The sequence below is a fragment of the Sediminihabitans luteus genome, from assembly GCF_002797595.1.
GTDB lineage: Bacteria > Actinomycetota > Actinomycetes > Actinomycetales > Cellulomonadaceae > Paraoerskovia > Paraoerskovia lutea.
This window is the reverse complement of sequence record NZ_PGFE01000001.1, coordinates 1,205,866-1,232,354: the sequence shown is the minus strand read 5'-3', so window position 1 is coordinate 1,232,354 and position 26,489 is coordinate 1,205,866. Positions and strand designations below refer to the sequence as shown.

At 73.6% G+C, this 26,489-nt stretch carries 28 protein-coding genes; 13 read left to right on the top strand and 15 right to left on the bottom strand.

Annotated features, from left to right (window positions below; translation table 11 throughout):
* Window positions 1-10: 10 nt before the first annotated feature.
* From CLV28_RS05770 to CLV28_RS05765, 3 genes are all read right to left on the bottom strand, one after another.
* A complete protein-coding gene (locus CLV28_RS05770; protein ID WP_100422219.1) occupies window positions 11-625 on the bottom strand; it encodes a hypothetical protein in 615 nt (204 codons plus the stop codon).
* A gap of 120 nt (window positions 626-745) precedes the next feature.
* A complete protein-coding gene (locus tag CLV28_RS16190) occupies window positions 746-868 on the bottom strand; it encodes a hypothetical protein (RefSeq protein WP_275405076.1) in 123 nt (40 codons plus the stop codon).
* 135 nt (window positions 869-1,003) lie between these two features.
* The gene (locus tag CLV28_RS05765; RefSeq protein WP_239073287.1) at window positions 1,004-1,714 is read right to left on the bottom strand and encodes a DUF5701 family protein; all 711 of its coding nucleotides are present in this window, start codon (window positions 1,712-1,714) and stop codon (window positions 1,004-1,006) included.
* A 195-nt stretch (window positions 1,715-1,909) separates the two neighbouring features.
* On the opposite strand from CLV28_RS05765, the gene CLV28_RS05760 reads away from it, so the two are divergent.
* The 3 genes from CLV28_RS05760 to CLV28_RS05745 all read left to right on the top strand — a co-directional run bounded on the left by CLV28_RS05760 (window position 1,910) and on the right by CLV28_RS05745 (window position 3,866).
* Complete coding sequence (locus tag CLV28_RS05760) at window positions 1,910-2,197, top strand: DUF1905 domain-containing protein (protein WP_100422218.1); 288 nt, start codon at window positions 1,910-1,912, stop codon at window positions 2,195-2,197.
* Between the two features lie 184 nt (window positions 2,198-2,381).
* Complete coding sequence (locus tag CLV28_RS15450; protein ID WP_157802522.1) at window positions 2,382-3,110, top strand: hypothetical protein; 729 nt, start codon at window positions 2,382-2,384, stop codon at window positions 3,108-3,110.
* Window positions 3,111-3,230: 120 nt separating this feature from the next.
* The gene (locus CLV28_RS05745) at window positions 3,231-3,866 is read left to right on the top strand and encodes a hypothetical protein (protein ID WP_100422215.1); all 636 of its coding nucleotides are present in this window, start codon (window positions 3,231-3,233) and stop codon (window positions 3,864-3,866) included.
* A gap of 4 nt (window positions 3,867-3,870) precedes the next feature.
* Here the strand turns inward: CLV28_RS05745 and CLV28_RS05740 are convergent, their stop codons facing one another.
* From CLV28_RS05740 to CLV28_RS05725, 4 genes are all read right to left on the bottom strand, one after another.
* The gene (locus CLV28_RS05740) at window positions 3,871-4,545 is read right to left on the bottom strand and encodes an ABC transporter ATP-binding protein (protein ID WP_100422214.1); all 675 of its coding nucleotides are present in this window, start codon (window positions 4,543-4,545) and stop codon (window positions 3,871-3,873) included.
* A 59-nt stretch (window positions 4,546-4,604) separates the two neighbouring features.
* Window positions 4,605-5,735, bottom strand: a complete 1,131-nt coding sequence (locus CLV28_RS05735; protein ID WP_100422213.1) for an ABC transporter permease — start codon at window positions 5,733-5,735, stop codon at window positions 4,605-4,607.
* Between the two features lie 76 nt (window positions 5,736-5,811).
* Window positions 5,812-6,336: a hypothetical protein gene (locus CLV28_RS05730; protein WP_157802521.1), complete on the bottom strand. Its 525-nt coding sequence runs from the start codon at window positions 6,334-6,336 to the stop codon at window positions 5,812-5,814.
* A gap of 70 nt (window positions 6,337-6,406) precedes the next feature.
* Window positions 6,407-6,700 (bottom strand): DUF4287 domain-containing protein, encoded by a 294-nt coding sequence (locus CLV28_RS05725; protein ID WP_100422211.1) that lies wholly within the window; start codon window positions 6,698-6,700, stop codon window positions 6,407-6,409.
* Between the two features lie 109 nt (window positions 6,701-6,809).
* Here CLV28_RS05725 and rlmC point away from each other — a divergent pair, with 109 nt between their 5' ends.
* The 3 genes from rlmC to CLV28_RS05710 all read left to right on the top strand — a co-directional run bounded on the left by rlmC (window position 6,810) and on the right by CLV28_RS05710 (window position 10,616).
* Complete coding sequence (gene rlmC / locus CLV28_RS05720; protein ID WP_100422210.1) at window positions 6,810-7,997, top strand: 23S rRNA (uracil(747)-C(5))-methyltransferase RlmC; 1,188 nt, start codon at window positions 6,810-6,812, stop codon at window positions 7,995-7,997.
* Between the two features lie 56 nt (window positions 7,998-8,053).
* Window positions 8,054-9,310 carry an ATP-binding protein gene (locus CLV28_RS05715; RefSeq protein WP_100422209.1) on the top strand — a complete coding sequence of 419 codons (1,257 nt, stop codon included), beginning with the start codon at window positions 8,054-8,056 and terminating at the stop codon, window positions 9,308-9,310.
* Window positions 9,311-9,374: 64 nt separating this feature from the next.
* Complete coding sequence (locus CLV28_RS05710; protein WP_100422208.1) at window positions 9,375-10,616, top strand: AI-2E family transporter; 1,242 nt, start codon at window positions 9,375-9,377, stop codon at window positions 10,614-10,616.
* 72 nt (window positions 10,617-10,688) lie between these two features.
* On the opposite strand, the gene CLV28_RS05705 is transcribed toward CLV28_RS05710, so the two are convergent.
* Window positions 10,689-11,309 carry a hypothetical protein gene (locus CLV28_RS05705; RefSeq protein ID WP_157802520.1) on the bottom strand — a complete coding sequence of 207 codons (621 nt, stop codon included), beginning with the start codon at window positions 11,307-11,309 and terminating at the stop codon, window positions 10,689-10,691.
* Window positions 11,310-11,456: 147 nt separating this feature from the next.
* Here CLV28_RS05705 and CLV28_RS05700 point away from each other — a divergent pair, with 147 nt between their 5' ends.
* Genes CLV28_RS05700 through CLV28_RS05690 form a run of 3 tightly spaced genes read left to right on the top strand, consistent with a single transcriptional unit; the run spans window position 11,457 to window position 14,010 of the window.
* Entirely contained in the window at window positions 11,457-11,738 is a 282-nt protein-coding gene (locus CLV28_RS05700) for a hypothetical protein (protein WP_100422206.1), read from the top strand.
* Window positions 11,735-12,058, top strand: coding sequence for a hypothetical protein (locus tag CLV28_RS05695; RefSeq protein WP_100422205.1), 324 nt, complete (start codon window positions 11,735-11,737; stop codon window positions 12,056-12,058). Before CLV28_RS05700 ends, CLV28_RS05695 begins: the two co-directional genes overlap by 4 nt.
* A complete protein-coding gene (locus tag CLV28_RS05690; protein WP_100422204.1) occupies window positions 12,055-14,010 on the top strand; it encodes a hypothetical protein in 1,956 nt (651 codons plus the stop codon). The genes CLV28_RS05695 and CLV28_RS05690 overlap by 4 nt, the downstream gene beginning before the upstream one ends.
* On the opposite strand, the gene CLV28_RS05685 is transcribed toward CLV28_RS05690, so the two are convergent.
* Complete coding sequence (locus tag CLV28_RS05685; protein ID WP_100422203.1) at window positions 13,983-14,468, bottom strand: hypothetical protein; 486 nt, start codon at window positions 14,466-14,468, stop codon at window positions 13,983-13,985. The two genes, CLV28_RS05690 and CLV28_RS05685, sit on opposite strands and share 28 nt — an antisense overlap.
* Window positions 14,469-14,534: 66 nt before the next feature.
* Between CLV28_RS05685 and CLV28_RS05680 the strand changes: the two genes are divergently transcribed.
* Window positions 14,535-15,881 (top strand): DUF2809 domain-containing protein, encoded by a 1,347-nt coding sequence (locus CLV28_RS05680; RefSeq protein ID WP_157802519.1) that lies wholly within the window; start codon window positions 14,535-14,537, stop codon window positions 15,879-15,881.
* A 131-nt stretch (window positions 15,882-16,012) separates the two neighbouring features.
* On the opposite strand, the gene CLV28_RS05675 is transcribed toward CLV28_RS05680, so the two are convergent.
* The 3 genes from CLV28_RS05675 to CLV28_RS05665 all read right to left on the bottom strand — a co-directional run bounded on the left by CLV28_RS05675 (window position 16,013) and on the right by CLV28_RS05665 (window position 19,549).
* On the bottom strand, window positions 16,013-16,570 hold the full coding sequence (locus CLV28_RS05675; RefSeq protein ID WP_100422201.1) for a dihydrofolate reductase family protein: 558 nt from the start codon (window positions 16,568-16,570) through the stop codon (window positions 16,013-16,015).
* Between the two features lie 152 nt (window positions 16,571-16,722).
* Entirely contained in the window at window positions 16,723-17,745 is a 1,023-nt protein-coding gene (locus tag CLV28_RS05670; protein ID WP_100422200.1) for a LacI family DNA-binding transcriptional regulator, read from the bottom strand.
* Between the two features lie 88 nt (window positions 17,746-17,833).
* On the bottom strand, window positions 17,834-19,549 hold the full coding sequence (locus CLV28_RS05665) for a glycoside hydrolase family 13 protein (RefSeq protein WP_100422450.1): 1,716 nt from the start codon (window positions 19,547-19,549) through the stop codon (window positions 17,834-17,836).
* A gap of 354 nt (window positions 19,550-19,903) precedes the next feature.
* Here CLV28_RS05665 and CLV28_RS05660 point away from each other — a divergent pair, with 354 nt between their 5' ends.
* From CLV28_RS05660 to CLV28_RS05650, 3 genes are read left to right on the top strand one after another with little or no spacing between them, the layout of a single operon-like run.
* On the top strand, window positions 19,904-21,172 hold the full coding sequence (locus CLV28_RS05660; protein WP_100422199.1) for a sugar ABC transporter substrate-binding protein: 1,269 nt from the start codon (window positions 19,904-19,906) through the stop codon (window positions 21,170-21,172).
* A gap of 52 nt (window positions 21,173-21,224) precedes the next feature.
* Window positions 21,225-22,880: an ABC transporter permease subunit gene (locus CLV28_RS05655; protein WP_100422198.1), complete on the top strand. Its 1,656-nt coding sequence runs from the start codon at window positions 21,225-21,227 to the stop codon at window positions 22,878-22,880.
* Window positions 22,880-23,803: a sugar ABC transporter permease gene (locus CLV28_RS05650; protein WP_100422197.1), complete on the top strand. Its 924-nt coding sequence runs from the start codon at window positions 22,880-22,882 to the stop codon at window positions 23,801-23,803. Before CLV28_RS05655 ends, CLV28_RS05650 begins: the two co-directional genes overlap by 1 nt.
* 4 nt (window positions 23,804-23,807) lie before the next feature.
* Here CLV28_RS05650 and CLV28_RS05645 read toward each other — a convergent pair whose 3' ends face one another.
* The 3 genes from CLV28_RS05645 to CLV28_RS05635 all read right to left on the bottom strand — a co-directional run bounded on the left by CLV28_RS05645 (window position 23,808) and on the right by CLV28_RS05635 (window position 26,458).
* The gene (locus CLV28_RS05645; protein WP_239073288.1) at window positions 23,808-24,275 is read right to left on the bottom strand and encodes a YciI family protein; all 468 of its coding nucleotides are present in this window, start codon (window positions 24,273-24,275) and stop codon (window positions 23,808-23,810) included.
* A gap of 66 nt (window positions 24,276-24,341) precedes the next feature.
* On the bottom strand, window positions 24,342-25,262 hold the full coding sequence (locus tag CLV28_RS05640; protein WP_100422196.1) for an alpha/beta fold hydrolase: 921 nt from the start codon (window positions 25,260-25,262) through the stop codon (window positions 24,342-24,344).
* Between the two features lie 209 nt (window positions 25,263-25,471).
* Window positions 25,472-26,458, bottom strand: a complete 987-nt coding sequence (locus tag CLV28_RS05635; protein ID WP_100422195.1) for an alpha/beta fold hydrolase — start codon at window positions 26,456-26,458, stop codon at window positions 25,472-25,474.
* Window positions 26,459-26,489 lie beyond the last annotated feature (31 nt).

The following is a 26,489-nucleotide window of genomic DNA, read 5'->3' as shown; positions in this document are numbered from 1 at the left end:
TCTCTCCCGGCTAGCAGAGCTCCTCGGGGGCCTCGGACCCGCACAGGTAGAAGTCCCACGACGTCCGAACCGCGTGCTCGGATCCGTCTGCCAGGAGGTATGTCACGGTCACGTCCCCCACATGGGCCCCGCGCTCGTCGGCGGTGAGGCTGATCAGGATCTCGTCGGTCAGCGGGCCCTCGAACCCGAGGTCGTCGCTACATGTCGCGCTGACGTCGAGCCCTTCGGTGCCTTCCCGCAGCTGCGTCGACCCGATGTCCAGATCCGTCGCCTTTCCGCGCATGCTCCCGATCGGTGTGTCGGTCGCGGGGTCGAAGGTGCGGGCGTACGCCACGGCCGATACGGGTTCCGGGCCGGTGGTGTCGGCGAACTCCAGTCCGGTCACTCGGGCTGGTCCGTCGTCCGTCGTCATGCACGGGATGAAGGTCCCGAATGTCCCGCTCCACTCGTGAGTGGTGGGAAGGTTCCGCGGGGCGCGGATCGAGATGGATCCCGAGTTCCCCATGCTGAGCGACATCGGTCCGTCCATCTCCGAGTGCACGACCGGCTCCGCCGAGCAACCCCCGACGATTAGCACCGCGACGACCCCGGCAATCGCAGCCGCCGTTGCTCGATTCCTCATCACCAGCTGCTCCTCTTCGCGCCGTCAACTGTGCGGGCGCAGCCATCCGGGACGCGCAGCGCACGACCCATGGATCGCATCACGCGGGGAACCGCAGCGTCGGAACCACGCCGGGCAGGTACGTCACTCCCATGCGGTGAGTTCCTCCTCGGGCAGGGGCGAGAAGAGGGCGTCCGGCACCCCGGTGTCGAGCGTGCCGAACTCGCGCGCGCGGAGGCGCGACTGCGTCGTCTTGGTCTCCTGCACGGTGACGACCGTGGCCCGCGGATTCGACGTGATGCATGAACACTAGGACTCTGGTCTGGCCCGGGCTACCAGACCGGGCCGGGCTGGGTGACGGAACCAGCGCGGACCGGTCTGACCCGCACGACGCAGGCCCGGTCAGCGCCGTCCGGCACCCGACGCGAACCCGAGCCAGGTGTGCCGGTTGCCCGCCCAGCACCACCCGACCTTCGGCGCGCCGCGGTTCTCCGTGCCGTCGCGCCCCGTGCCGTTCGAGATCCACAGCGCGGGCGTGCGCGCGTCGAGCCGCCCGGTGGGCTTGCGCAGCCGCGACCCGATGGTCATGAAGCAGTGGTTGCGCTCGATCACGTCGGGCACCTGGAGGGCCCACGCGATGCCCTCGGTGAGGGTGAGCGGGGTGCGTCCAGTGCCCGTGATCGCGGGCAGCGCCTCGTCGGGCGACCAGTTCGCCATCTCGTCGCCCCGCGCGGGCGCGGTCACGACGTACAGCGGCCCGTCGGGGAGGGTCACGCCCTCGACGGGGGCGAACCGGTCGACGTCCGCCATGTCGACGACGACGAAGCCGGGCTTGTCGCCCAGACGCAGCAGCGGCGCGAGGGCGGACGCCGGAGCCACCGTCGGGTGGACGACGAGCAGCAGGTCCTCGGCGGGGTCGCGGTCGTCACCGACGCGGGCGGCGAGGTCCGTGGCCGCGGCGCGGAACGCGGCGGGCGTCATGCCGGCGATCCGGGGGACGCCGAGCTCGACGAGGCGCTCGGCCTGCACGGTGATCGAGGGCAGCGGGGCCACGGGGGTCGGCTCCTGGGTCTGGGTCTGGGGCTGTGTCTGGGTCGGTGCGGGCGCGGTCACGGGGCCTCCGGGAGCTCGTCGGGCAGGCGTTCGTCGGGACGGTTCCAACACGGGGCGGGCGCCGGGTGTTCCCGCGGAGCCGGACGGCCAGGACTGGCGGGCGTTCGGGCGCTCCGACGGTCATGCTGCCGAGCGAGCCGGCGTTCGGGCGGACGTCGAGGTGGCGCGCCGCGCACGACCTGGCAGGCTCGGACCATGGCCCTCGCAGAACCGCAGCCCCTCGACATCACGTTCACCGCACCGATCCGCACGGACGGTCCGTTCGCCCGGTTCCTGCTCGTCGAGAGGTCGGCGGAGCTGCTCGGCACCGGTCGGGCGGTCAAGGTCGTCGCGACGTTCGACGGTCACGAGGCGGCGGTCACGCTCATGCCGTCGGGCACGGGCGAGCACCTCCTGCCGCTGCGGGCCGCGATCTGCACCGCGATCGGCAAGGGCGAGCAGGGCGACGAGGTGACGGTGCACCTGACGCAGCGGACCACCTGACGGCGTGGACCCGCCCCGGACGACGAAGCCCTCGGCCGCGGGGCGCTACGACGAGGCGTGATGACAGGGCGCGATGACAGCGCGCGATGACAGGGCCGCCGCGACCGGGAACCCTGGACCGCGGCGACCCGTTGGAAGCAGGGACCGCCACGACCCCCGGGCGGTCGACACCCAAGGAGCACGGATGCCCGCGACCCAGCCTGACGGCGGACTGACCTTCGACGCGCGCGCCGCCGCGATCCTCGGGGCGACGTCGTTCGCCTGGTACGCGGTGCCCGACGTCCTGCACGGCAGGGGAGCGCGGGCGCTCGCGAAGAGCGCGGTCATGACGGCCGGGATGGTGCTCGTCGCGACGTGCACCGACGACGGCCGCCGGACGAGCGACGCGGTCCAGCAGCTGCGCGACGTGCTCGACGGGAACCTCGACGCGTCCGACCCGGCGCACGACGCACCGGTCCCGACGTTCGACCAGGCCGAGGACGCCGACCATGCGGAGGCCCACGACCACACAGAGGACTACGACAGACCGGCGGCTCCCGACCTCGACGTGGCTCCCGACCGCGACGCGACCTCCGACCTCGATGCGGCCTCTGACCTCGACAGGGCTCCCGACCTCGACAGGGCTCCCGACCTCGACGACGTCCCCGACAACCCGCTGCCGTCCCTCGACGAGGACGTGCCCGTGCGGGTCACCCCGGGAGGGCGCGCGGTCCTCGCGGGAGGGCTCGTGCTCGTGCTCGGGGCGACCGCCGCGGTCGCCGTGGTCGGTGAGAAGGCGGCCTACCGGTGGGGCGAGCGCATGCGTGCGCGCGGCGTGCGCGCCCCGCACACGCGGGTCGGGCTCGCGCTCGGCGCGGTGACGGTGGCTCTCGCGGGCGCCACCGCACGCCTCGACTCGGGCCTCGACGTGTAGCACCTCGACGTCCCGCCGCGACCGGTAGCACCTCGACCCGTAGCACCCGACGTCTCTCGCGTCGCGACCGTCGGCTCCCGACCGGTTGCCCGGGCGCACCGGCACGGGCAGGCTCGACGCATGTCGCACCAGAGCAGCGAGGGCGGTCGCGCCGCGAGGACGGTCTCCTGGGTGCTCGCGGGCGTGGTGCTGCTCGCGGTGCTCGCCGGGTTCGGGTTCCTGGTCGTGGTCGGCTCGTCGCTCGGGGACGCGCTGGGCGCGGACCCGGACCCGCCGTCCGCGGCCGAGGACGGCGCCGCGACGCCGTCAGGCACGGTCGAACCCACGGGAGCGTGCCCCGACCTCGGCGACGGCGCCGGTGGTGCCCCGGGCGGCACGGACCCCGGCTGCGTGCCCTACGACCCGGACGCGCTCATGGGTTCCAACGAGGCGTACCGGCAGCGCGCGGGCGGGCCCGAGGACCATCCCCGGGCGCTCGCGGCCGTGCCCGCCGTCGAGGAGGCCCTTGCCCCGCTGGCCCGCACGTCGGACGCCGTGGCCGCGGACGACGTCGTCGCGGCGCTCGCCGACCTCGGGTACGCGGACGTGCAGGTCGTGGACCGGAACGCGTCGGGAGACCTGGTCGACACGGTCGGCTTCGGGTTCGTCGCGGGCGACGGCTGCGTCTACGGCGGGGTCGGCCCGGACGGGCGGCTCGACGTGCAGGCGGGCGGCGGGATCGCGGACGGCGGCTGCCTCGAGATGCCGTCGCACTGACGGGTCACACGAGGCGACCGTCGCGCAGGTGCACGAGCCGGTGGACGCTGCCGAGGGTCGACTCGTCGTGCGTCACGAGCAGCATCGCGGCGTCCTGCTCGCGCGCGAGGGACGTCACGAGCTCGATGATCTCGGTGCCGCGCTCGTGGTCGAGGGCCGACGTCGGCTCGTCGACGAGCAGCACGTCGGGCTCGCCGACGAGCGCCCGGGCGATCGCGACGCGCTGGCGCTGCCCGCCCGAGAGCGTCCCGGGACGCTTGTGCGCCCACGGCGCGAGCCCGACCGCGTCGAGCAGCTCGAGCGCCCGTGCGCGTCGTTCGGCGGGCTTGCGTCCGCGCAGGTGCGAGAGCAGCTCGAGCTGTTCGAGGGCCGTGAGCGACGGGACGAGCTGCGGCTGCTGGAACACGAAGCCGATGCGGGTCAGGCGCACGCGCGTCGCGTCGTCGGGCGGGGTCGTGGGCGTGAACACGGGCTCGCCGTCGCCGAAGGTCACGGTGCCCGACGTCGGCCGGGTCAGCCCGCCAGCGACCGCGAGCAGGCTCGACTTGCCCGAGCCGGACGGCCCGAGCAGCGCGGTCGTCTCGCCCGAGGGGACGTGGAGGGTCACGTCGTCCACGGCCGTGAGCGTCTGCTCGCCGTCCGGGTAGACGAGCGTGACGCCGTCGATGTGCAGGTCCATGGGGCTCCAGGGTCGGGGTTCGGTGCGGGGGTCGGACGACGCTCAGCGGGCCCGGGCGGTCAGCGCGCGGCCAGCGCGGCGTGCGGGTCGACGCGCGTGATCTGCAGGACCGCGAGCCACGCGCCCGCGACGCCCAGCACCACGAGCACCGCGGCGGGCAGCAGCACGGTCGAGGCGTTGACGACCGTCGGAGCGACCGACGAGAGCAGCGCGGCCGTGCCTGCCGCGAGGAACGTGCCCAGGCCCACGCCGATCGCGAGGATCACGAGCGCCTGCCCGATCGCGTCGCGCATGAGGTAGCGCGTCGACGCGCCAAGGGCCTTGAGCACCGCGATGTCGCCGCTGCGGCTGATCGTCCACACCGTGAAGAACGCGCCGACGACGAGCGCCGAGATGCCCACGAGGAACACCTCCATGAGCAGCAGCGACCCGTGCTCGGACGAGTACGAGCTGATCGCGCTCTTCGCGGCGTGCCGGGACTCGGTCTGCGTGCCGATGTCGGTGTCGGCGGCGGCGAGCGCGTCGTCGTCGAGGTCGGTCGTGAGCGCGACCACGGTCGCGACGGTCGTCGGTGCGGCGTCCGGGGCGAGGTGCGCCCCGAGGGACTGCCAGTCCTCGAGGCTCGTCCACAGCACGGGCGTGTGGGCGTACGACGCGTCGACGTCGAGCACGGTCGTGACGGTCAGGTCGAGGTCCCCGATGCGGACGACGTCACCGGCCTCCGCGCCGAGGTCGTCGGCCGCGCCCGACGACAGGAGCGTCGTCCCGGGCGCCACGTCGACCGCGTCCGCGCCGTCGTCCGGCACCGGGAGCAGGCCCGACGAGGGCGCGAGGCCGAACGCGGTCACGGCCGCGGTCGTCGCGGGCGACGTCGCGCGGGTCTGCGCGATCCCGAGCGGCTGCGCGTCGGCGACCCCGTCGACCTGGGCCCACGCCTCCCACTGGTCCTGCGTGACCTGCGACCCCGTGAACGTGGGCCCGCCGCCGGGACCGGCGGGCTCCGCGTCGTCCGGCACCGTGAACGCGAGCTGGTCGGCGGGCAGTCCCGTGACGCCCGAGGTCGACTCGTCGGCGAGGCCCTCGGTCAAGGACGCGAGGAACACCACGAGGTAGGTGATGAGCACGATGACGGTCGCCATGAGGACGAACCGGCCCCGCGCGAAGCGGAGGTCACGCAGCGCGACGAACATGGTGCGACTGTGCCCTGTCCGGCGCCGTCGCGCACCGCGACACGCGCGCCGTCGTGAGTGTGCGGCCGGGCGGTCGTCAGGGGTCCACGACCCACCCCTCGGGGGTGGTGACGACGTGCAGGTGCTGGCCTGCGGGCCGACCCGCCGCCGGGTCGAGGATCGGCTCGCCGGTCTCGTCGGGGAGCAGCCAGGCGTAGACCTGCACGCGCAGGCCGCGAGGGACCGCGTCGACGCCGGCCTCCGCCCCGCCGTGGAACGACGCCTCGAGGTAGAGGTGACCGTCATGGCCCGCGGGCAGCGCCCCCTGCTCGACCTCGTCGACCGCGACCACGACGGTCACTGTCTCGGAGCGGGCGGGATCGTCCTCGGACGACGCCCAGACCCGGCCCGGGGTGACGTCCTCGACCGTGCCCCGGACGACGACGTCCGACCAGGACGCGAGCTCCTCGGCGGACGACGGCGGCTCGTGGTCGCCGGACGTCCCCGCGACGAGGTCCGTGAACTCGTCCGCGGAGACCGGCGGGGCGCCGCCGCACCCAGCGAGCAGCGCCGCGAGGGCGAGCGTCGACGCCACGACGAGGCGGGCAGGTCGTGCGGGCATGGCAGGCTCCCACGTCGCGCCCCGCCGGTCGGGGCCCCGCCCGGTACGTGTCGGGGAGAGTCCGAACCTTTCAGGCGTTCGGGTTCGACGCCTTGCCGTCGAGCCACAGCGTGTCGGACGGGTCGGCGTGCGTGCCGTCCGTCCCGACGTGCTTGCTGCTGATCTGCGGTCCCTTGGTGATCACGTGCACCATCGCCATGCCGTGCCCGCGGCCGAGGCCGTAGTCCTGCGCGAGCCACGCGAGGATGTCGCCGGCCTTCGTGCCCGGCGCGTCGAGACCCTTGGCGTGCGCGACGTCGACGAGCTCGCGAGGGGTGAGCCCGGTCTTCGTCTCGACGGCGTCGAGGTAGGCCTGGAACGACATGGTGGTCCTCTCGGTCGGGGTCCGCGGGAGCGAACCTGTCACGAGCGTCGACCGGCCGCGACCCGGGAACTCATCGGGGACGACGGCGCCCGCGCCGTAGGATCGACGGATGCACTGCCACTACTTCGCCGCCGGGCGGTGCGGCTCCTGCACGCTCATGGAGCAGCCGTACGCCGAGCAGCTCGCGGCCAAGCAGTCCGTCGCGGCGGGCGTGCTCGGTGACCGCGACGGACTCGTGTGGCTCGACCCGCACGCGAGCCGCGAGTCCGGGTTCCGCAACAAGGCCAAGATGGTCGTCGGCGGCACGGTCGACGCCCCGACCGTCGGGATCCTCGACCCCGACGGCCACGGCGTCGACCTGCGCGACTGCGGGCTCTACACGCCCGGCATCCACGCGGCCCTGCCGGCGCTCGCGGCGTTCGTGACGCGCGCCGCGATCGCGCCGTACGACGTCCCCGCGCGCCGCGGCGAGCTCAAGAACCTGCTGCTCACCGAGTCGCCCGACGGCGAGCTCATGCTGCGGTTCGTGCTGCGCTCGCAGGAGCCCGTGGCGCGGATCCGCAAGCACCTGCCGTGGCTGCTCGACGCCGTGCCGGGCCTGCGGGTCGTGTCCGTGAACCTGCTGCCCGAGCACCGTGCCGTCGTCGAGGGCGAGCGCGAGATCGTGCTCACCGACGCCGAGACCCTCACGATGCGGCTCAACGGGATCGGCCTGCACCTGCGCCCGCAGAGCTTCTTCCAGACCAACACCGAGGTCGCGGCCGCGCTCTACCGCGGGGCGACGTCGTGGCTGACCGAGGCCCTCGCGCGCGCCGGGGTGGCGGACGGCGTCCCCGCCCGCGTCTGGGACCTGTACTGCGGGGTGGGCGGGTTCGCGCTGCACGTCGCGCGCGCCCTCCCGGACGCGGACGTCACCGGCATCGAGGTGAGCGCCGAGGCGATCGAGAGCGCGCGCACGACGGCCCGCGACCTCGGGCTCGGAGGGGAGTCCGGCGCGCGTGTGCGGTTCGCGGCCGGCGACGCGACCGGCTTCGCGGTCGGGGCGGACGCCGCACCCGACGTCGTCGTCGTGAACCCGCCCCGCCGTGGGCTGGGTGCCGACCTGTGCGCACGGCTCGAGACGTCGTCCGCCCGGTGGGTCGTGTACTCGAGCTGCAACCCGGCGTCTCTCGCGCGTGACCTCGACGCGATGCCGTCGTTGCGGCCGGTGCGCGCGCAGCTGTTCGACATGTTCCCGCAGACGACGCACGCCGAGGTGCTGGTGCTGCTCGAACGCCGTCCGAGCGCCCAGAGGTAGCGTTTGGACCTGCCCAGAGGTAGCGTTTGGACCTGCCCAGAGGTAGCGTTTGACCTGTGACTTACCTGCCTCGCATCGTGGACGAGCGACTTGCCGAGCTCGTCGGAGGGCTCCCGGCCGTCGCCGTCGAGGGGCCCAAGGCCGTCGGGAAGACGCGCACTGCCTCGAGACTGGTCGCGTCCACCATCGCGCTCGACGACCCGGACGAGGTGGCGCTGCTCGCCGCCGATCGCGGCCGGCTGCACCGGCTTCCCAAGCCCGTCCTGATCGACGAGTGGCAGCGACACCCCGCGGTCTGGGACATGGTGCGCCGTGCGGTCGACGACGGTGCCGGGCCCGGCAGCTTCGTGCTCACCGGGTCCGCGACGCCCTCAGCGCCACGACACTCCGGTGCAGGGCGGATCATGAGTCTGCGCATGCGCCCGCTCGCCTTCAGCGAGCGAGGGCTCGAGAGGCCGACGGTCTCCCTCGGCGAGCTGCTCTCCGGCAGTCGGCCGGAGATCGCCGGAGCGAGCTCGATCGCGCTCGACGACTACGTCGAGGAGATCGTGGCCTCAGGGCTCCCGGGTGTCAGGACGAGGGAAGGCGCTCTGCGCGCAGAGCTCCTCGACGGCTACGTGTCGTCGATCGTCGAGCACGACTTCGCCGAGCTCGGCCACGTCGTGCGACGCCCTGCCTCGCTGCGGTCGTGGTTCGCGGCCTTCGCCGCGGCGACGTCGTCGACCGCCACCTACAGCTCGATCCTCGACGCGGCCACGGCGGGGCTCCCGGAGAAGCCTGCGAAGTCCACGACCATCGCCTACCGCGACACGCTGGCCCGCCTGTGGATCCTCGACGAGCTGCCCGCGTGGCTCGGACCGCGCAACCACCTCGCGGCGCTGACGCAGGCGCCCAAGCACCACCTGGCCGACCCCGCGCTCGCGGCACGGCTGCTGAACGTCGGTGCCGGAGCCCTTCTCGACGGGTCCGCGCCCGCGCGGGGTGGCGCGCTGCTCGGCGCGCTCTTCGAGTCGCTGGTCACGATGAGCGTGCGCGTGCTCGCCGAAGCCTCGCGTGCGCGGGTGTCGCACCTGCGGACCAAGCGCGGCGAGCACGAGGTCGACCTCGTCGTCGAGCGGGACGACGGTCGGGTGCTCGCGATCGAGGTGAAGCTCGCGCGCACCGCGAGCGATGCCGACGTGACCCACCTGCGATGGCTGCGCGAGAAGATCGGGCACGACCTGCTCGACGCGGTCGTCGTGACCACGGGTGACGTCGCCTACCGGCGGCCGGACGGGATCGCGGTCGTCCCGCTGGCGCTGCTCGGGGCATGAACCAGGGGCCGGATCGGGGATGATGGGCCACGGTCCGCCGTCCGACGCCCCGAGAAGAGCCCCCATGACCACCCAGACCACCGCCCCTGACACGGCGCCCGCGCCCGGCATGTCGCCCACGGTGCGCACGCTCGTGACGCTCGCGGCGGCCGTCGTCGTGCTGGCCGGGGTGCACGCCGCGAGCGGGATCCTCGGCCCGCTGCTGCTGGCCGCCGTCATCGTCATCATCGTGATGCCCGTGCGCGAGCCGCTCGTGCGGCGCGGCTGGCCGGGATGGCTCGCGACGACCGGCGTGATCGTCACCGCGTACCTGATCCTCGCGGCCCTGCTCGCGATGCTCGTGTTCGCGGGGGTGAAGTTCGGGCAGCTCGTCGCGGACTACCTGGGCGAGCTGCGGCAGACCGTCGACGACCTCACGGGCATGCTGCAGAACCTCGGCCTCGACACCGACGTCGCCGACCTCGCGACGTCGTGGCTCGAGCCCGGCAAGGTCCTGTCGATCGCGTCGAACGTGAGCGGGATCGTCGTGTCGATCGGCACCGCGTTCTTCTTCGTGCTCGCCTACGCGATCTTCATGTCGGCCGACGCCGCCCGGTACGGCACCGCACGCACCCACTTCGGGCGCACGCACGGCGTCGTGATCGACCGGGTCACGGGCTACAACCGCGGCGTGCGCCGCTACTTCGTCGTCAACGCCAGCTTCGGCCTCGTCGTCGCGGTCATCGACGGGCTCGCGCTGTGGGCGCTCGGCGTGCCCGCGCCCGTCGTGTGGGCGATCCTCGCGTTCGTCACGAACTTCGTGCCCAACATCGGGTTCATCCTGGGCCTCGTGCCGCCGCTCGTCATGGCGCTCGTCGTCGGCGGCTGGCCGCTCGCGCTCGCCGTCGCGGCCGTGTACTGCGTCGTCAACGTGGTGCTCCAGGTGCTCGTGCAGCCCAAGTTCGTCTCCGACACCGTGTCGCTGAGCCTCACGCTGTCGTTCATGTCGGTCATCTTCTGGACCTTCATCATCGGCCCGCTCGGCGCGATCCTCGCGATCCCGCTCACGCTCCTCACCCGGGCCCTGATCCTCGAGCCCGACCCCGGGTCGGGCTGGCTCCGGTGGCTCTCCGGCGACGGCGACGCGGCGCCGAAGGACCCGCTGCCGGACGACGGCGCCGCAGCTGCCGGAGACGCCGACCTCGCCCCCGCTGTGGTCGGGGCAGGTGCGGTCATGGACGGCGCGGACGACGCGGTCACCGCTGGCGCGGTCTCGGACGACGCGATCTCGGACGACGCTGCCGAGCGGGGTGACGCCCGCCCCTGACCGGCTGCCTGTGGACGACCGTGCCCGGCGCCGTCGTCCGACCGCTCGCGCCCACGGGCTGAGCGGTGCGGCTCAGGTCGGGTCGACGGTGGTGAGGTCGACCGGGGCGCCCGCGCTCGGGGACGACGTGGTGGGCGGGACGTCCTGGTCGATGCAGAACTCCCCCTCGGGCGCGGTGAGGCCCCACGGGTCGGTGTCCTCGGTGTGGAACGGGACGGCCGCCGTCGCCGTGGTGCGGCGGTCGTTCACCCGCGCCTGCATGATCGCGGTGACGCCGTCGTCCACGGTGGTCGCGGTGATCTCGGTCGCCAGATACAGGGACGTGGTGTCGTCCGACAGGTAGCACGCAACGTGTCTCACCTCCCAGCCTGCGGCGCGCAGGTCAGCGACGAACTCGACGCTGCTGGCCCACGCGTCCTGCGTGCGGTCCTCGGTCGTCGTGACGTGTGCCCGGTAGGCGGCGACGTTGACCGACCGGAAGTGGTTCGCCTTGGCAGGGACGACCTTCCAGCCCGCGACGAACGGGTCGTCCGCGAGCGCCGCGACGCGGGCGGCGTCGACGTCGTCCGGATCGATGCCCGGGTCCCCGAACGAACAGCCGGCGAGCACCGCCGCGGTGAGCGCGAGAGCGCCCGCCGCGGTCGCCCGGGCGCGGGTCGTCGTGCGTCGCATGCCGTTCTTCCCCCTGGTCATGGGGGGCAGTATGCCGTGCAGCGCGAGCCACGGGCGACGAGTTCCGCGACGCCCGGCGCGGTCCGGTCCTGTGGACGCGCGTGCGGCGGACCGTCGTCCGACCGCTACCCTGCGCATGGCCACGACCGGGCGCGCACAGGGGGAACCATGGACAGGCTGTTCGTCGACCACGAGGAGGTCCGCGTCGTCGCGGACGGCCTCCACGAGATGTCGGACGAGCTCCGGCCGGGTGGCCCGGACCAGCCGTCCGCCGACTGGGAGGCCGCGTGCGGCGCCGACCTGCTGCCCGACGTGCAGGACATGCAGGCCGCGTGGCGGTCCGAGGTCGTGGCCACGGCGAACGCGCTCGGTGAGTTCGCGGCGCGGCTCGACGTCATCCTCGCGAGCACCGACGCGGCGGACGCCTCGCTCGCCCGGGCCGCGCGATGAGCGCGCTCGACACCGCCCGCCGAGCCGCGGCGCTGCACGCCGCCGGCGTGTCCGCGGCGACGACCCGCAAGGTCGCGTCCGTCGTCCGCACCGCAGGCACGGACGCCGTGCTCGCCCTCGGCCCGCGGGTGCTCGCCGACGTCGCGGCCGGGCGTGCGCTGCACGCCGTCCTGCGCGATCTCGGTCGCAGGCCCGTGCCCGTGGTCGTCGCCGCGCTCGACGACGTCGCGCACGTCCAGGCCGTCCTCGCCGCCGTGCCCGGCGGCGGGCCACGCGCCGTCCGCGCGGACGACGCCCGACCTGCGGGGGCCGCGGCGTGATCATCGACGACCTGTGCACCGACAGCCGGGCGGCGATCACGACCGCCCAGGGTCTCGTCGACGACGTCGAGCACGCGCGCTCGACCCTCTTCGGGGTGTCGCCGCTCGACACCATGGCCGCGCACCGCGTCGCGAACGCCGTCGACGCGACCGTCGACGGCACGATGAGCCACCTCACCGCGATCACGCGCTTCGCGGACGAGCCGCCACCGGGCAAGCCCGAGCAGGTCAGCCTCGTGGTCGCGTCCTACGACGGCCGGGCGGCGTCGCTGCGCGCGAACGTCGACGCGCTCGAGGCGGCCGCCACGACGTTGCTCGACGGGCACCTGTCGGGGGCCGCGCGCGTCGCGTTCACGCGGTCGGCGACTGCGTTCGCCCGCCAGGTGCGCGTCGACGTCGAGACGATGTCCGGGTCCGTCGTGGCGCTCCTGCAGTTCCAGGTCGCGCTCTCGCTCGCGCACCTCACGTACCGCGGCGGTGCCGCGCAGCTCGCGACCGGGCGCACGACGCTCTCCAGCGCGATCGGCGTCTGCTACGCGTCGTCCGGGTGGGGGGACGCGTCGATGCGCCTCGAGGAGGCGCGCGGCCGGGCCGACTCCGCGCTCGCGGGACTCCGGGAGATCGTCGCCGGGCTGCAGGTCTGCAACGCCGCGTACGTCGCGACGCAGGAGGCGGGGGAGCTGCTGCGCAAGGGCCTGCAGGCGGCCCGCGAAGGCGCACGCCTCGGTGACCTGAAACCCGTCGCGGGGATCCGGATCGCCGACCTGTACGCGGCGAAGGTCGCGGGGACGGCCGCCGGCGGCAACCCCGTGCTCGACGACGCCGAATGGGACGCCTGGACGCAGCGCTGGGAGAAGCTCTCCGACGCCGAGCGTGCCCGGCTCCAGGCGCTGCTCGACGCCGCGCCCGACGCCGAGTCGACGGCGCTCATCCTGTCCGCGCTGGGCACGGGGGCGCCGTTCGGCACCGTCGTCGCCTACGCCGAGAAGGTCGTGACGCTGTCGCCCGAGGAGGTCGCAGCGCTCAACGAGTTCTCGCCGTCGGACTACCCGGTGGGCACGGGCACGGGCACGGGCACGGGGACTGGTGCGGGCAAAGGCCCGGGCGAGGGGCCGGGGGCGGTCGACGTCCCGACCGTCGCGAAACCCTTGTCGCCGGAACCTCCGACGACCTGGGATCCCCTGACGGTCGGGGACCCGCTCGACGTCGGCCCGCCACTCGCCGTCGGAGGGCCGCTCCTGCCTGCACCCGGGCCGGTCGACGTACCGCCGACCGATGACCTCGCACCGGGTGACCGGCCGACGAGCCCGGGTGCGGGTACCGGCGGTTCGGTCGAGCTGCTCGTGCTCGCGGCGAGCCACGACCCGTTCGTCGGCCTGTGGATCCTGCAGGGTGAGCTCGTCGACGGGTACGTGCCGCCGTTCCTCGACGGGCTCGAGCTCGACCCGGCCTGGGCGACCCCGACCGAGCGGATCGAGGGCGTGCTCGCCGCGCTCGGGGGCGCGCAGGACGTCGAGCATGTCGACCTCGGCGCGGACGGCAGCGACGGTCAGGGCGACGGTGGTACGGGCAGCGTCGGCCACGGTGATGACGGTCCTGACGGTGGCGCTGGTCCTGACGGTGGCGCTGGCACCGGCGTCGGCGGCGTGCCGGGCTTCGCGTGGACGCCGGTCGGCGCGGCGGTCGAGGTCGATCCCGGCGCGCCCGCAGCGACCGCCGCAGCGCTCGACGCGGGCAGGCCGGTGCCGGTGCTGATCGGCCCGGAGGGCGGCGACGGCCCGCCGCGCGTCGTCCTGCTGACCGGGCACGACGGCGCGATGTTCTCCGTGCTCGACCCGGCGACGGGTGACACGCTCGAGCTCACCGACGCGCAGATCTTCGCGGGGGCGGACTCCGCCGAGGCGGCAGGCGGCTGGGGCCCGGTCTACGGGGTGCTCACGCCCACGGGGTGATCGTCGGGCGCGCCGTCCGACGCGCCCTCGGCCGCACGGCGGTCGTGGCGCGCCACGAGGTAGCGGCCACCGCCGGCCGCGACGGCCCCGTGCACGGCGAACGCGATCGCCGACATGTCGATGGAGTCGGGCGGCAGGAAGACGAACATCGAGAGGCCGGCGCCCGTGAGCGCGAACGCGACCACGGAGACCCACGTCGGCGGCTGCCCCCGCCAGGTCGCGTGCAGCACGTGCTGGACCAGCCACCCCACGGGCCACCCGACGAGCATCGTGACGATCGTGACGATCGCGAGGAATGCGATCGTCACCGCGGCGATCAGCAGGAGCGTCGATGCGTCGCCGGTGAGCAGCGACGACAGCATCCAGACCACGGCGAGTCCGCCGTCGAGGACGCCGACGATCAGCAGCGCCCGCGCGCAGGTGCGGGTGACCAGGAACGCGTGCGGGAACTCGCTCATGGCGACATCCAACCACCAGCGGTGCTGCACGCGGACCGGCGTCCGGGCGACTGGCAGCATGGCCGGGTGCATCCTCCCGAGCGGCCCGGACCGCAGCATCACGCCCCGTCGTCGGTCCCGTCGCCCGGCTCGGCGGTCGCGCCTCCCCGTGCCCGACGTCGGACGGCGGCCCTGGCCCTGGTGCTCGCGGTGGCCGCGGGCCTGGGCGTCGTGCGCCTGCCCCAGCCGTGGGGCGACATGGGCGGCGACCTCGTGTACGCCGTCGCGGTCTACGCGGCGATCGTGCTGGTGCTGCCCCGGATGCGTCCGGTGTGGGTCGCGGTCGTGGCGGTCTCGACCTGCTGGGTGATCGAGCTCGCGCAGGCGACCGGGCTCGTGGGCGTGGTGGTCGACGCCGTGCCGGCTGCGCGCTGGGTGCTGGGGACGACCTTCGCGGTCCGTGATCTCGTGCTCTATGCCGTAGGGGGTGTGCTCGCGCTGCTCGTGGACCGTGGGCTCGTCCGTCTCGCGCGTGGTTCTGTGCGCAGTGGTTCTGGCCGCAGTGGTTCCGCGCGCAGTCGTCCACAGGGTGCACAGGGTGTGGATAACTCTGTCCACAATCATCCACAGGCTGTGGAGGAAGTGCTCGCGGGAGGGAACTCGACCGCGGTCGTCCGGGTCGGCGACCGCGTTCACCGCACGGCCGGACCCTGGACGCCCACGATCCATGGACTGCTCGACCACCTGCACGAACGCGGCGTGGACGACGTGCCCGTGGCGCACGGCACCGACGACCAGGGGCGCGAGGTGGTGTCGTACCTGCCGGGCGACGTCGCGCACCACCCGCTGCCCGCGTGGCTGTGGACGACCGAGGTGCTGGTCGACTCCGCCCGGTGGCTGCGGAGGTTCCACGACGCGGGAGCCGACTACGCGACGTCCGACCGTCCGACGCTCGACGCGGCGGACCGCGACGGACCGACCGGCCCTGCGGCGTCCGACACGACCGACCGCGTGTGGCGGTCGCCCGTCCACGAGCCCGTCGAGGTCGTGTGCCACAACGACGTCGCCCCGTACAACATGGTGTTCCGCGACGGTCGGCTCGTCGGCGTCATCGACCTCGACACCGCGTCGCCCGGCCCGCGCGTGTGGGACCTCGCCTACCTCGCGTACCGGCTCGCACCGTTCGCGGCCGACGCGTTCGACGGGGCGGACGACGTCCCCGACCTCGACCCGCTCGCCCGCCTCGACGCCCTCGTCGACGCCTACGGGATGCCGTTCGCGCGCGCCGACGTGCTCGCGACGATGGCCGACCGGCTCGACGAGCTCGCGCTGGACGCCGAGGGCCGGGCTGCGACGTCCGGCCCCCCGGAGCTCCGGGAGCACGCCGCGATGTACCGGGCGGACGCCGAACGTCTGCGGGCCCTGCGCCCCTGACCCCCACCGCCGATCCCACCGCCCGCCCCACCGCCGACCGCGCGATCTGTCACCGGAAATCGCGGAATCGTGTGACAGATCGCGCGTTCGGCGGTGGGCACCGCGGGTGGGCAGCGGGTGGCGGACGGCGGTCAGCGGCGTGCGTAGGCGAGGTGCACCGTGCCGTCGGCGAACGCGTGCGTGCGGGTTAGCGTGAGGTCGAGGCGCGCGCCGTCGGGCAGCGCGCGCGTGCCGCCACCGACCACGACGGGCGACACGAACAGGTCGATCGCCTCGACGAGCCCGGCGCGCAGGAACGGCGCGGCCGTCGTCGGGCCGCCGATCGAGACGTCACCGCGCGCGGACGCCACGAGGTCGCGCACGTCGTCCGCGGCGAGGGTCCGCACGAGGCGGGTCCGGGCCGTCGAGACCTCGGCGAGCGTCGAGGAGACCACGACCTTGTCGATGCCGGCCCAGACCTCGGCGTACTCGGCGATCTCGGGCGGCAGCTCGCCGAACACCGCGGCGGGGTCGTCCCACACGGTCAGCACCTCGTAGGTGCGGCGTCCCAGGACGATCGTGCTCGCGCGTCGCTCGATCGCGTTGACCGCGCGGTGCACCTCGGGCGACGGCTGCGCCCAGTCGAAGCTGCCGTCGGCGTCGACGACGTAGCCGTCGAGCGAGCAGAGGGCGGTGTACACGAGTGCCATGCGGGGTGGACCGCCCGGCACGGCAGAACTCATCGGTGCGTCGCCGAACACGCGATCAGGCACCGCCGAGCACGGGGTTGTGCACACCGGGAGGCGCTCGGAGTGTGCCCAACCCCGTGCTCGGCGCGCAGTGCAGCGCCCCGGCAGGCGGGTCAGGGCGCCGGGCGCGCCGTGCTGCCGCGCACCACGAGCTCGAACGGCAGGGCGGTCGAGCGGGGCGCGGCGTCGGCGTCCGCGGCGTCGGGGTGCAGGTCGTCCATGAGCAGCTCGACGGCGAGAGCGCCCTGCCGCTGGGGGAACTGCGCGACGGTCGTGAGGTCGAAGAACGCGGCGAGCTCGTGGTCGTCGATGCCGGTGATCGACACGTCGCGGGGCACGGACATGCCGAGGTCCTTGGCGGCGAGGATGCAGCCGATCGCGACCTCGTCGGAGCCTGCGACGATCGCGGTCGGGCGCCCGTGGGGCCGTCCGAGCAGCTGCTTGGCTGCGACGTAGCCGGTGTCGATCGAGTACTCGGCCGAGCGGTAGTCCTCGTCGGGCACGTCGATCCCGGCGCCGTGCATGGCCTGCGCGAACCCCTGGCGGCGCGAGAGGTTGAGGTCGAACGCGCCGTCCTCGTCGAGCGACCCGCCGGCGAACGCGATGCGCGTGTGGCCGAGCGCGAGCAGGTGCTCGGTGCACAGCCGCGCGACCGCGGGGTTGTCGATCGTGAGGGTGCGCACGCCCGTGAGCGGTCCGCCGATCCCGACGAGCGGCTTGTGCAGGGCGTGCAGGCGCTGCACCTCGGCCTCGGTGAGCTCGAGCGACACGGCGATCACGGCGTCGACGCGCTTGCGCAGCAGGAACTGCTCGAACACGCTCGCGCGGGCCGCGCCGTCCTCGCGCAGCGTGTAGAGCGTGAGGTCGTAGCCGCGTTCCATGAGGGCGCGCTGGGCGCCCTCGATCACGGCCGAGAAGTACCAGCGGTCGACGAACGGCACGACGACGCCGACGTTGCGGGTGCGTCCGGAGGCGAGCGACGAGGCGCTCGACGACGCGACGTACCCGAGCGTCTCGGCGGCCTCGACGACCTTGCCGCGCGTCGCGGCCGAGACGTGCCCGTTGCCGCTGAGGGCCCGCGAGACGGTCGCGGCGGAGACTCCCGCGAGCGCGGCGACGTCGGTGATGCTCGCCATCGGGTCTCCAGGTCGTCGGGGTCGTGCGCGGACGGCCGTGCGGGCGGCGGGGGCCGAGGCTCCCGCCGCCTGCGATGCTACCGAAGCCTCAGGCGATCCAGACGGTCGTGTCCGTGGGCACGCCGCCGTCGGCGAGCGGTCCGCTCGCGGCGAGCAGCTCGCCCGCGGGCAGCGGGACGACGCCGTCGCCGAGGTTCGCGACGACGGTCACGTCGCCCGTGCGGAACGCGAGCACGTCGTCGCCGTAGCCGTCGAGCCAGGTGAGAGTGCCGGTGCCGAGGGAGTGCGCGCGGCGCGCGGCGAGCAGCGCCCGGTACAGCGAGAGGGTCGACGACGGGTCGTCGGCCTGGCGGTCGCGCGCGAACCGGTCCCAGTCGGCGGGCTGGGGGAGCCAGCTCGCGTCGGACGGCCCGAACCCGAACGACGGTGCCCCGGCCTCCCAGGGCAGGGGCACGCGGCAGCCGTCGCGGCCGTAGCGCTCGCCGTCGGTGCGGAACCACGTGGGGTCCTGGCGGGCGTCGTCGGGCAGGTGGATCGCCTCGGGGAGCCCGAGCTCCTCGCCCTGGTAGACGTACGCCGAGCCGGGCAGCGCGAGCATGACGGCGGTCGCGGCGCGGGCGCGGCGCAGGCCGAGCTCCTCGTCGGGCAGGCCGGGGCTGCGCGGCCCGATGCCGGCGCCCTGGGGGCTGTCGGCGGTCAGCGCGAGCCGGCTCGCGTGCCGGATCACGTCGTGGTTGGACAGCACCCACGTGCTCGGGGCGCCGACGCTCGCGAACGCGCCGATCGACGCGTCGATGACGCCGCGCAGGTCGGGGGCCGACCACGCGGTCGACAGGTACGAGAAGTTGAACGTCTGGTGCAGCTCGTCGGGGCGCACGTAGTTCGCGAGCCGCGTGATGGGCTCGACCCATGCCTCGCCGCACAGCGCACGGTCGCCGTCGTACTGCGCGAGCAGCGCGTGCCACGACCGGAAGATCTCGTGCCCGCCCTCCTGCGCCCAGAACGGCGGGGTCGCGGCGACGATCTCGGCCTCGGTCATCGTCGCGGCGTCGACGCCGCCCATGCTCGACGCGTCCGCCGGAGGCGTGAAGTCGGGCAGGCCGGGAGCCTTGATCATGCCGTGGGCGACGTCGATGCGGAACCCGTCGACGCCGCGGTCGAGCCAGAACCGCAGCACGTCGAGGAACTGCTCGCGCACCCAGGGGTTCTCCCAGTCGAGGTCGGGCTGCGACGAGTCGAACAGGTGCAGGTACCACTGGCCGGGGGTGCCGTCGGGCCGGGTGACGCGCGTCCACGCGGGCCCGCCGAAGATCGACTCCCAGTTGTTGGGCGGCAGCTCGCCGTGCTCGCCCCGGCCCTCGCGGAACATGTACCGTCCGCGGGCCTCGCTGCCCTCGGGCGCGGCGAGCGCCTCGGCGAACCAGACGTGGTCGGACGACGTGTGGTTGGGGACGACGTCGACCACGACCTTGATCCCGAGCCCGTGCGCGGTCGCGAGCATGGTGTCGAAGTCGTCGAGCGTGCCGAACACCGGGTCGACGTCGCAGTAGTCGGCGACGTCGTAGCCGGCGTCGCGCTGGGGCGAGGTGAAGAACGGCGACAGCCAGACGGCGTCGACGCCGAGCGACGCGAGCGCGGGCAGACGGTGGGTGATGCCGGGCAGGTCGCCCACGCCGTCACCGTCGGAGTCCGCGAACGAGCGCGGGTAGACCTGGTAGATGACGGCGTGCCGCCACCACTCGTCGCCCGGGGCGCTCGCGGCGGGGGAGAGGTCGGGGCGGGGGGCGTTCTGCAGCGTCGTCAACGGGTTCTCCTCGGGCGTGGGGCGGGCGGTGCGTGGGGCCGACGCGGCGCGCAGCGGGTCGTCCAGGTGCACCTCCAGCGTAGGGCCAATCAGGAAACGCTTCCAATCCCGTCCGTGAGTGCGGGGCCAGTGCGATCGCTGGCCGGCACCAGTTGCGCGGCAGAATCGGCGGTTCTGAGAGGAAATAGCGCGAAATGGCAACGGGTCACAGGTGCGTAACGCGGGATGGAAGCGTGTTGCATCCGGGTGGAAACGCTTGCTATACATGCCCTTGCTTGCACTCAGGGAGAACGACCTCCCGGCCTTCCGGCCGGCGCGGTGCTCACCCTCCGCCCCACCCAGGAAGGCACACCAATGAAGGTGACCAGACGGACGACCGCCGCGGCGGTCGTGGCCCTCACCGCGATCACGGCCCTCACCGCGTGCTCGTCGAGCGACGACGCCGCGTCGTCCGGATCGAGCGAGTCCGCCGCCGCACCGGCGAGCGACCAGACCCTCACGATCTGGCTCGACGAGCAGCGCGCCCCCGCGGTCGAGCCGATCGCCGAGCAGTTCCAGGCCGACACCGGCATCACCGTGAAGTCCGTCGTCAAGGACTTCTCGACCGTCGACCAGGACTTCATCAGCCAGGTCCCCACGGGCAAGGGCCCGGACATCATCGTGAGCCCGCACGACAAGCTCGGCGCGTACGTGCAGAACGGCGTGGTCTCGCCGATCGAGCTCGGCGACACGGCTGACCAGCTCGCCGACGTCGCGGTCCAGGCCGTGACCTACGACGGCGACGTGTACGGCCTGCCGTACTCGATCGAGAACGTCGCGCTGCTGCGCAACACGGCGCTCGTGCCGGACGTCGCGACGGACTTCGACGACGTGATCGCCAAGGGCCAGGCCGCCGTGGAGGCGGACGCGAAGGTCAAGTACCCGTTCCTGCTCGGGCTCGACCCCAAGCAGGGCGACCCGTACCACATGTACCCCCTGCAGACGTCGTTCGGCTCGAGCGTCTTCGCGCAGAACGAGGACGGCTCGTACGACGCGACCCGGCTCACGCTCGGCGACGAGGCGGGCCAGAAGTTCGCCGCAGCCGTCAAGACGTGGGGCGAGGAGGGCGTGCTCAACGCCAACATCACGGGCGACATCGCGCTCGAGGCGTTCGAGAAGGGCGAGTCGCCCTACTACCTGACCGGCCCGTGGAACGTGCCCGCGATCAAGGACGCCGGCATCGACTACGCGATCGACCCGCTGCCCTCGGCCGGCGGCGAGCCCGCGCAGCCGTTCCTCGGCGTCAACGCGTTCTTCATCTCGTCCAAGAGCGAGAACAAGGTCGCCGCGACCAAGTTCCTCACCGACTACCTCGCGACCGACGCCGCGCAGAAGGCGCTGTTCGACGTCGGCGGTCGCCCGCCGGCGCTCACCACCGCGTACGACGAGGTCGCCGCGGCCGACGCCGACGTCAAGGCGTTCGGCGACATCGGGCTCGACGGCGTGCCGATGCCCGCGATCCCCGAGATGGCCGCGGTCTGGGCCGACTGGGGCGGCGCCGAGCTGCAGCTCATCAAGGGCGAGGGTGACCCCGCCGAGGTGTGGACCAAGGCCGCCGACAACGTCGAGTCGAAGATCAAGTGACCCTCTGCGTGCGCGGGGCCCCCGGCCCCGCGCACGCCGGCTAGGAGCCCGCATGTCCCAGCACGAGACCACCGCGACCGACGTCGCCCCGTCGCGACCCGGCGCCCCCGCGCCGGGCCCCGCTTCGGCGTCCGACCGCGGACGCCGCCCCCGGCCCCCGCGCCGGATCGAGAGCGGGACCATGGTCGCGCTCGTCACGAAGATCGTGCTGCTCGGCCTGCTCGACGCGGTCGCGGCGTTCGCGATCGTCGTCATGGTCGGCCTCGACATGTGGCTGCCGATCGTCGCGACCGTGGTCGCGACCGGCCTGATCAACTGGATCTACCTCGGCCGCGGCACGCGGCTGCCCGGCAAGTACCTCGTGCCGGGCGTCGCGTTCCTGCTCGTGTTCCAGGTGTTCGTCGTCCTGTACTCGGGCTACGTCGCGTTCACCAACTACGGCGACGGGCACAACGGCTCCAAGGACGACGCGATCGCGGCGATCAGCCGCGCGGGCCTCGACCGCGTGCCCGACTCGCCGTCGTACCCGGTGAGCGTCGTCGAGAAGGACGGCGAGCTCGGCCTGCTCGGCCAGGCGCCCGACGGCGACGTCGTCGTCGGCACGTCCGACGAGCCGCTCACCGTGGTCGACGACCCCACGCTCAACTCGCTCGGCGTGCCCACCGGCGCGCCCGGCTGGACGACCCTGTCGCTCTCGGACGTGCTCGGGCGCCAGGGCGAGGTCGTCGACCTCACGGTGCCGCTCTCGGAGGACCCGGGCGACGGGTTCCTGCGCACCGACGACGCCTCGACCGCCTACGTCTACCGCTCGGCGATCGTGTACGACGAGGCGACCGACACGTTCACCGACGGCGACGGCGTCGTCTACACCGACGACGGCGAGGGCGAGTTCGCGTCCGCCGACGGCCAGGTGCTGCGCCCCGGCTGGAAGATCACCGTCGGGTTCGAGAACTTCGAGCGCGCGTTCAGCGACCCGCAAATCTCCGGCCCGCTGCTGCGCGTGACCGTGTGGACGTTCGCGTTCGCGATCCTGTCGGTCGCCACGACCTTCGCGCTCGGGCTCTTCCTCGCGACCGTGCTCAACCACCCCCGCATGCGGGGGGTCAAGGTGTACCGCGTGCTCGTGATCCTGCCGTACGCGTTCCCGGCGTTCCTCTCGGGCCTCGTGTGGGCCGGCCTCATGAACCCCGAGTTCGGGTTCATCAACCAGGTGCTGCTCGGCGGCGCCGAGGTCCCGTGGCTCACCGACCCGTGGCTCGCCCGGTTCTCGGTGCTGTTCGTGAACCTCTGGCTCGGCTACCCGTACATGTTCCTCGTGTGCACGGGCGCGCTGCAGTCGCTGCCCGGCGAGCTCGAGGAGGCCGCGCGCGTCGACGGCGCCGGACCGTGGACGGTGTTCCGCTCGATCAAGCTGCCGCTGCTGCTCGTGTCGACCGCGCCGCTGCTCATCGCGTCGTTCGCGTTCAACTTCAACAACTTCAACGTGATCTACATGCTCACGCGCGGCTGGCCGCGGTTCGACGACACGACGCTCGACATCGGCTCGACCGATCTGCTCATCACCATGGTCTACAAGATCGCGTTCGGCTCGGGAGGTGCGCGCGACTTCGGCCTCGCGAGCGCCCTGTCGATCCTCATCTTCCTGCTCGTCGCGGCGGTCTCGGTCGTCGCGTTCCGCCGCACCAAGTCGCTCGAGGAGATCAACTGATGTCCGCGCCCGCGCTCTCACCCCGCCGCACGCCGTCCGCCACCCCGACGGCGCCGCAGAAGCGGCCGTTCTCGCTGCGACGCTGGTTCCGGGACACCGGCTGGCGGCACCTCGTCGCGCTCGTGCTCGTCGTGTTCGCGGTGTTCCCGCTGCTGTACGTGCTCTCGGCGTCGCTCAACCCGGGCGGGTCGCTCGTCGGCTCGAACTCGCTGTTCACGACCATCGACTTCTCGAACTACGTCGACCTGTTCGGCAACCCGTCGCAGCCGTACGGGCAGTGGTTCGTCAACACGCTCGTGATCGGCCTGACGACGGCCGTGCTCACGGTGTTCATGGGCGCGATGGCCGCGTACGCGTTCTCGCGCATGCGGTTCACGGGACGCCGCATGGGACTGCTGTCGCTCATGCTCGTGCAGATGTTCCCGCAGTTCCTCGCGTTCGTGTCGATCTTCCTGCTGCTGTCATCGATCGGCGACGTGTTCCCCGCGATCGGTCTCGGCACGCGCCTCGGCATGATCATGGTGTACCTCGGCGGCGCGCTCGGCGTGAACACCTACCTCATGTACGGCTACTTCTCGACCGTGCCGGTCTCGATCGACGAGGCCGCCAAGATCGACGGCGCCGGGCACGCGCGGATCTTCTTCACGATGATCCTGCGGCTCGTCGCGCCGATCCTCGCGGTGGTCGGGCTGCTGTCGTTCATCGCGACGACCGGCGAGTACGTGATCGCGTCGGTCGTGCTGACCGACCCGAGCACGCAGACGCTCGCCGTGGGGCTCTACCAGTACGTGTCGCAGGCGTTCTCGAACAACTGGGCGATCTTCTCGGCCGGCGCGGTGCTCGCCGCGGTGCCCGTGATGGTCGTGTTCCTGCTGCTGCAGAAGTACATCGTGGGCGGCCTGACGGCGGGCAGCGTCAAGTAGCTCGTCAGGCCCACGGCCGAACGCAACCTTTCGCACCACAGACCTCGGTCGGACGGTGCGGAAGGTTGCGTTCGGCCGTGGGTCGCCACTCCATGACCTCGCGGATCTCGATCCACTCGTAGAGCGGCGAGCCGCCCGGCCCGGGCTCCGACGACACGTACGCCGCGAGCTCGACCGCGCGCTCGTACGAGGCGACGTCGACGAAGTACCACCCGGCGACGAGGGGCCCGTCGGCGGGGGCGTCCGCGGTCACGGGCTCGGCGTCCGGCCCGCCGTAGCGCACCCACGAGCTCGCCGGCGCGAACGCCTGCGCGTCGACGTACTCGCCGGTCTCCCGGAGCAGGTCGTTGACCTTCCCGAGGAAGGCCATGTGCGCGTCGACGTCCTCGGGCGCCCAGCGGTCCATGGTCGGGACGGGTCGGTGCGGTGCGGGGCCACCACGGTAGTGCTTGACGAGCAGGTACTTCGGCACGGTTCTCTCCGTTCTCTCCGTTCTCGGGGTTCTCGGGGTGTTCGGGCGTGCGTGTGGTGCGCCCCGTCAGCGCGCCCCGTCGAGCACCTCGCGCAGCCGCGCGGCGAACTCCGCAGGCTTGCCGGGCATGCCCTCGCCCTCGCCGACGAAGCCGCCGTGGTGGCTCGGGAACACGGTCACCTCGGTGCCGAGCGCCGCGGCCAGGCCCCGGGCGGTCCGGCCCGTGAGGAGCTCCGCGGACTCCTCGCCGGCCGCGACCACGACCCGCGTGGACGCCGCGACGAGGCGCGCGACGTCCGGCACGTAGGGCACGCAGGTGAGGACGTTCTGGCCGAGCAGCGGGTCGTCGCGCCGGCCGTCGTCCTCGGTCGGGAGGCCGAACGTCGCGGGGTCGGGTGCGGCGTCCGCGAACCCGGCGGGCAGCGGGCCCTGGGCCATGACGAGCCCGAGGAACCGGGCCATCGCGGGGCCGAACCCGTCGCGCTGGTAGGCGTCGGCCATCGCGGCGTTCACGGCGAGCACCTCGGCGCGGTCGGGCACGTACTCGGCGAGCGGCGGTTCGTGCGCGACGAGGGTGCGCAGCAGGTGCGGGTGCGCGGCGACGAGCGCGAGCGCGTTGACCGCGCCGCCGCTCGACGCGAACACGTCGACCGTCTCGACGCCGAGCGCCTCGATCACGCGCGCCAGGTCGTCGGCGTGCAGCTCGGGGGTCGAGCGCGGGGTGACGCCCGGCTCGACGTCGTGCCGCGTGCTGCGCCCGGCGCCGCGCGGGTCGTAGGTCACGACGGGCCGGTCGTCGAGGCGCGCCGCGATCTCGGCGAACCCGCCCGCGGCCATGGGCGACCCGATCGCGAGCAGCACGGGCCGCTCGGGCGTCGCGCTCGCGAGGTCGCCGTGCACGTCGTAGGCGATGGTCGCGCCGGGCGCCTCGAGACTCAGGTGGCGGACGGCGCGGGGTGCGTCCGGCAGGACGGTCTCGTTCGTCATGGGCGGGCCCTCTCGGTCGGTCGCACGCGGACGTTCCGCACGCTACGGAAGCAGGGACCGCTGCGCGCGTGGGAACTCATCGGTCGACGGCCGAACGCCCACGGCCGAACGCAACCTTGTGCACCGAAGACCGGGGCCGGACGGTGCGCAACGTTGCGTTCGGCGGTGGCGGTGGGGCCGGGGGGGGGGGCGGACGGCGGAGGGCCGGGTCAGTCCAGGAGCGCGTCGAGCGCCGCAGGCAGCTCCTCGAGCACCGACACGTGCCCCGCGCCCGGGACCTCCCAGAGCTCGGCCTCGGGCAGCGCGTCGAGCAGCATCCGGGCGTGCGCGGGCGGCACCACGCGGTCCTCGTCGCCCTGCACGAGCAGCACGGGCACGTCGACAGCGCCGAGGTCGAACCCCCAGGGCCGCACGAACGCGACGTCGTCGTCGACGAACGCGTCCGGCCACGCCGCGCCCGCCGGGGCGGCGTCCGCACCGAGCGAGGACCACCTGCCCTCGAGGGCGGCCCAGTCGGCGGCCGTGAACGACGACGGGTCGAACTCGGCGCTCTCGCCGTGCCGGGCGCGGGCCTCGCGGCCGTCGAGCGCGGCACGCAGCCCGCCGTCGTCCGCCATCCCGGCCCACCAGGCGGGCGCGCCCGCGGGGCCGTCCGACCGCGTGCCGCCCGCGAGCGGCGCGAGGCCGGCGAACGTGACCGCGGCGGTGACCCGACCGGGCAGCAGCGCGGCGCACGCGAGCGCGTGCGGGCCCCCGCCGGAGGCGCCGAGCACCGCGAACGGGCCGAGGTCGAGCGCGTCGGCGAGGTCGGCGACGTCGTCGGCGACCGCCGCGACGGACCGCCCGGGGTGCGGCGTCGACCCGCCGTAGCCCGCGCGTCCGAACGTCACGAGGCGCAGCCCGCGCTCGACGCACGCCGCGACGAGCGGGGCGAGCGGGGCGCCGGACTGCGGCGAGCCGTGGTGCCACACGACGGTGCCGGTCGTGCCGGTCGCACCGGTCGTGCCGGTCGTGCCGGTCGCACCCGAGTCGCGGGGCCGCACGTCGTGCACGCGCAGCACGCGGCCGTCGCGCAGGGTCACGTCGTGCTGCGTGGTCTCGTGCCCGACCGCAGCAGCCCCGGCCGCACCGGACCCGGCCGCGCCGGCCCCGGCCGCGTCGGCCCCGGCCACGGCGTCCTCCGTCGGATCCGTCATGCTCCCGACTCTAGATCCGCCCAGGTCCAGG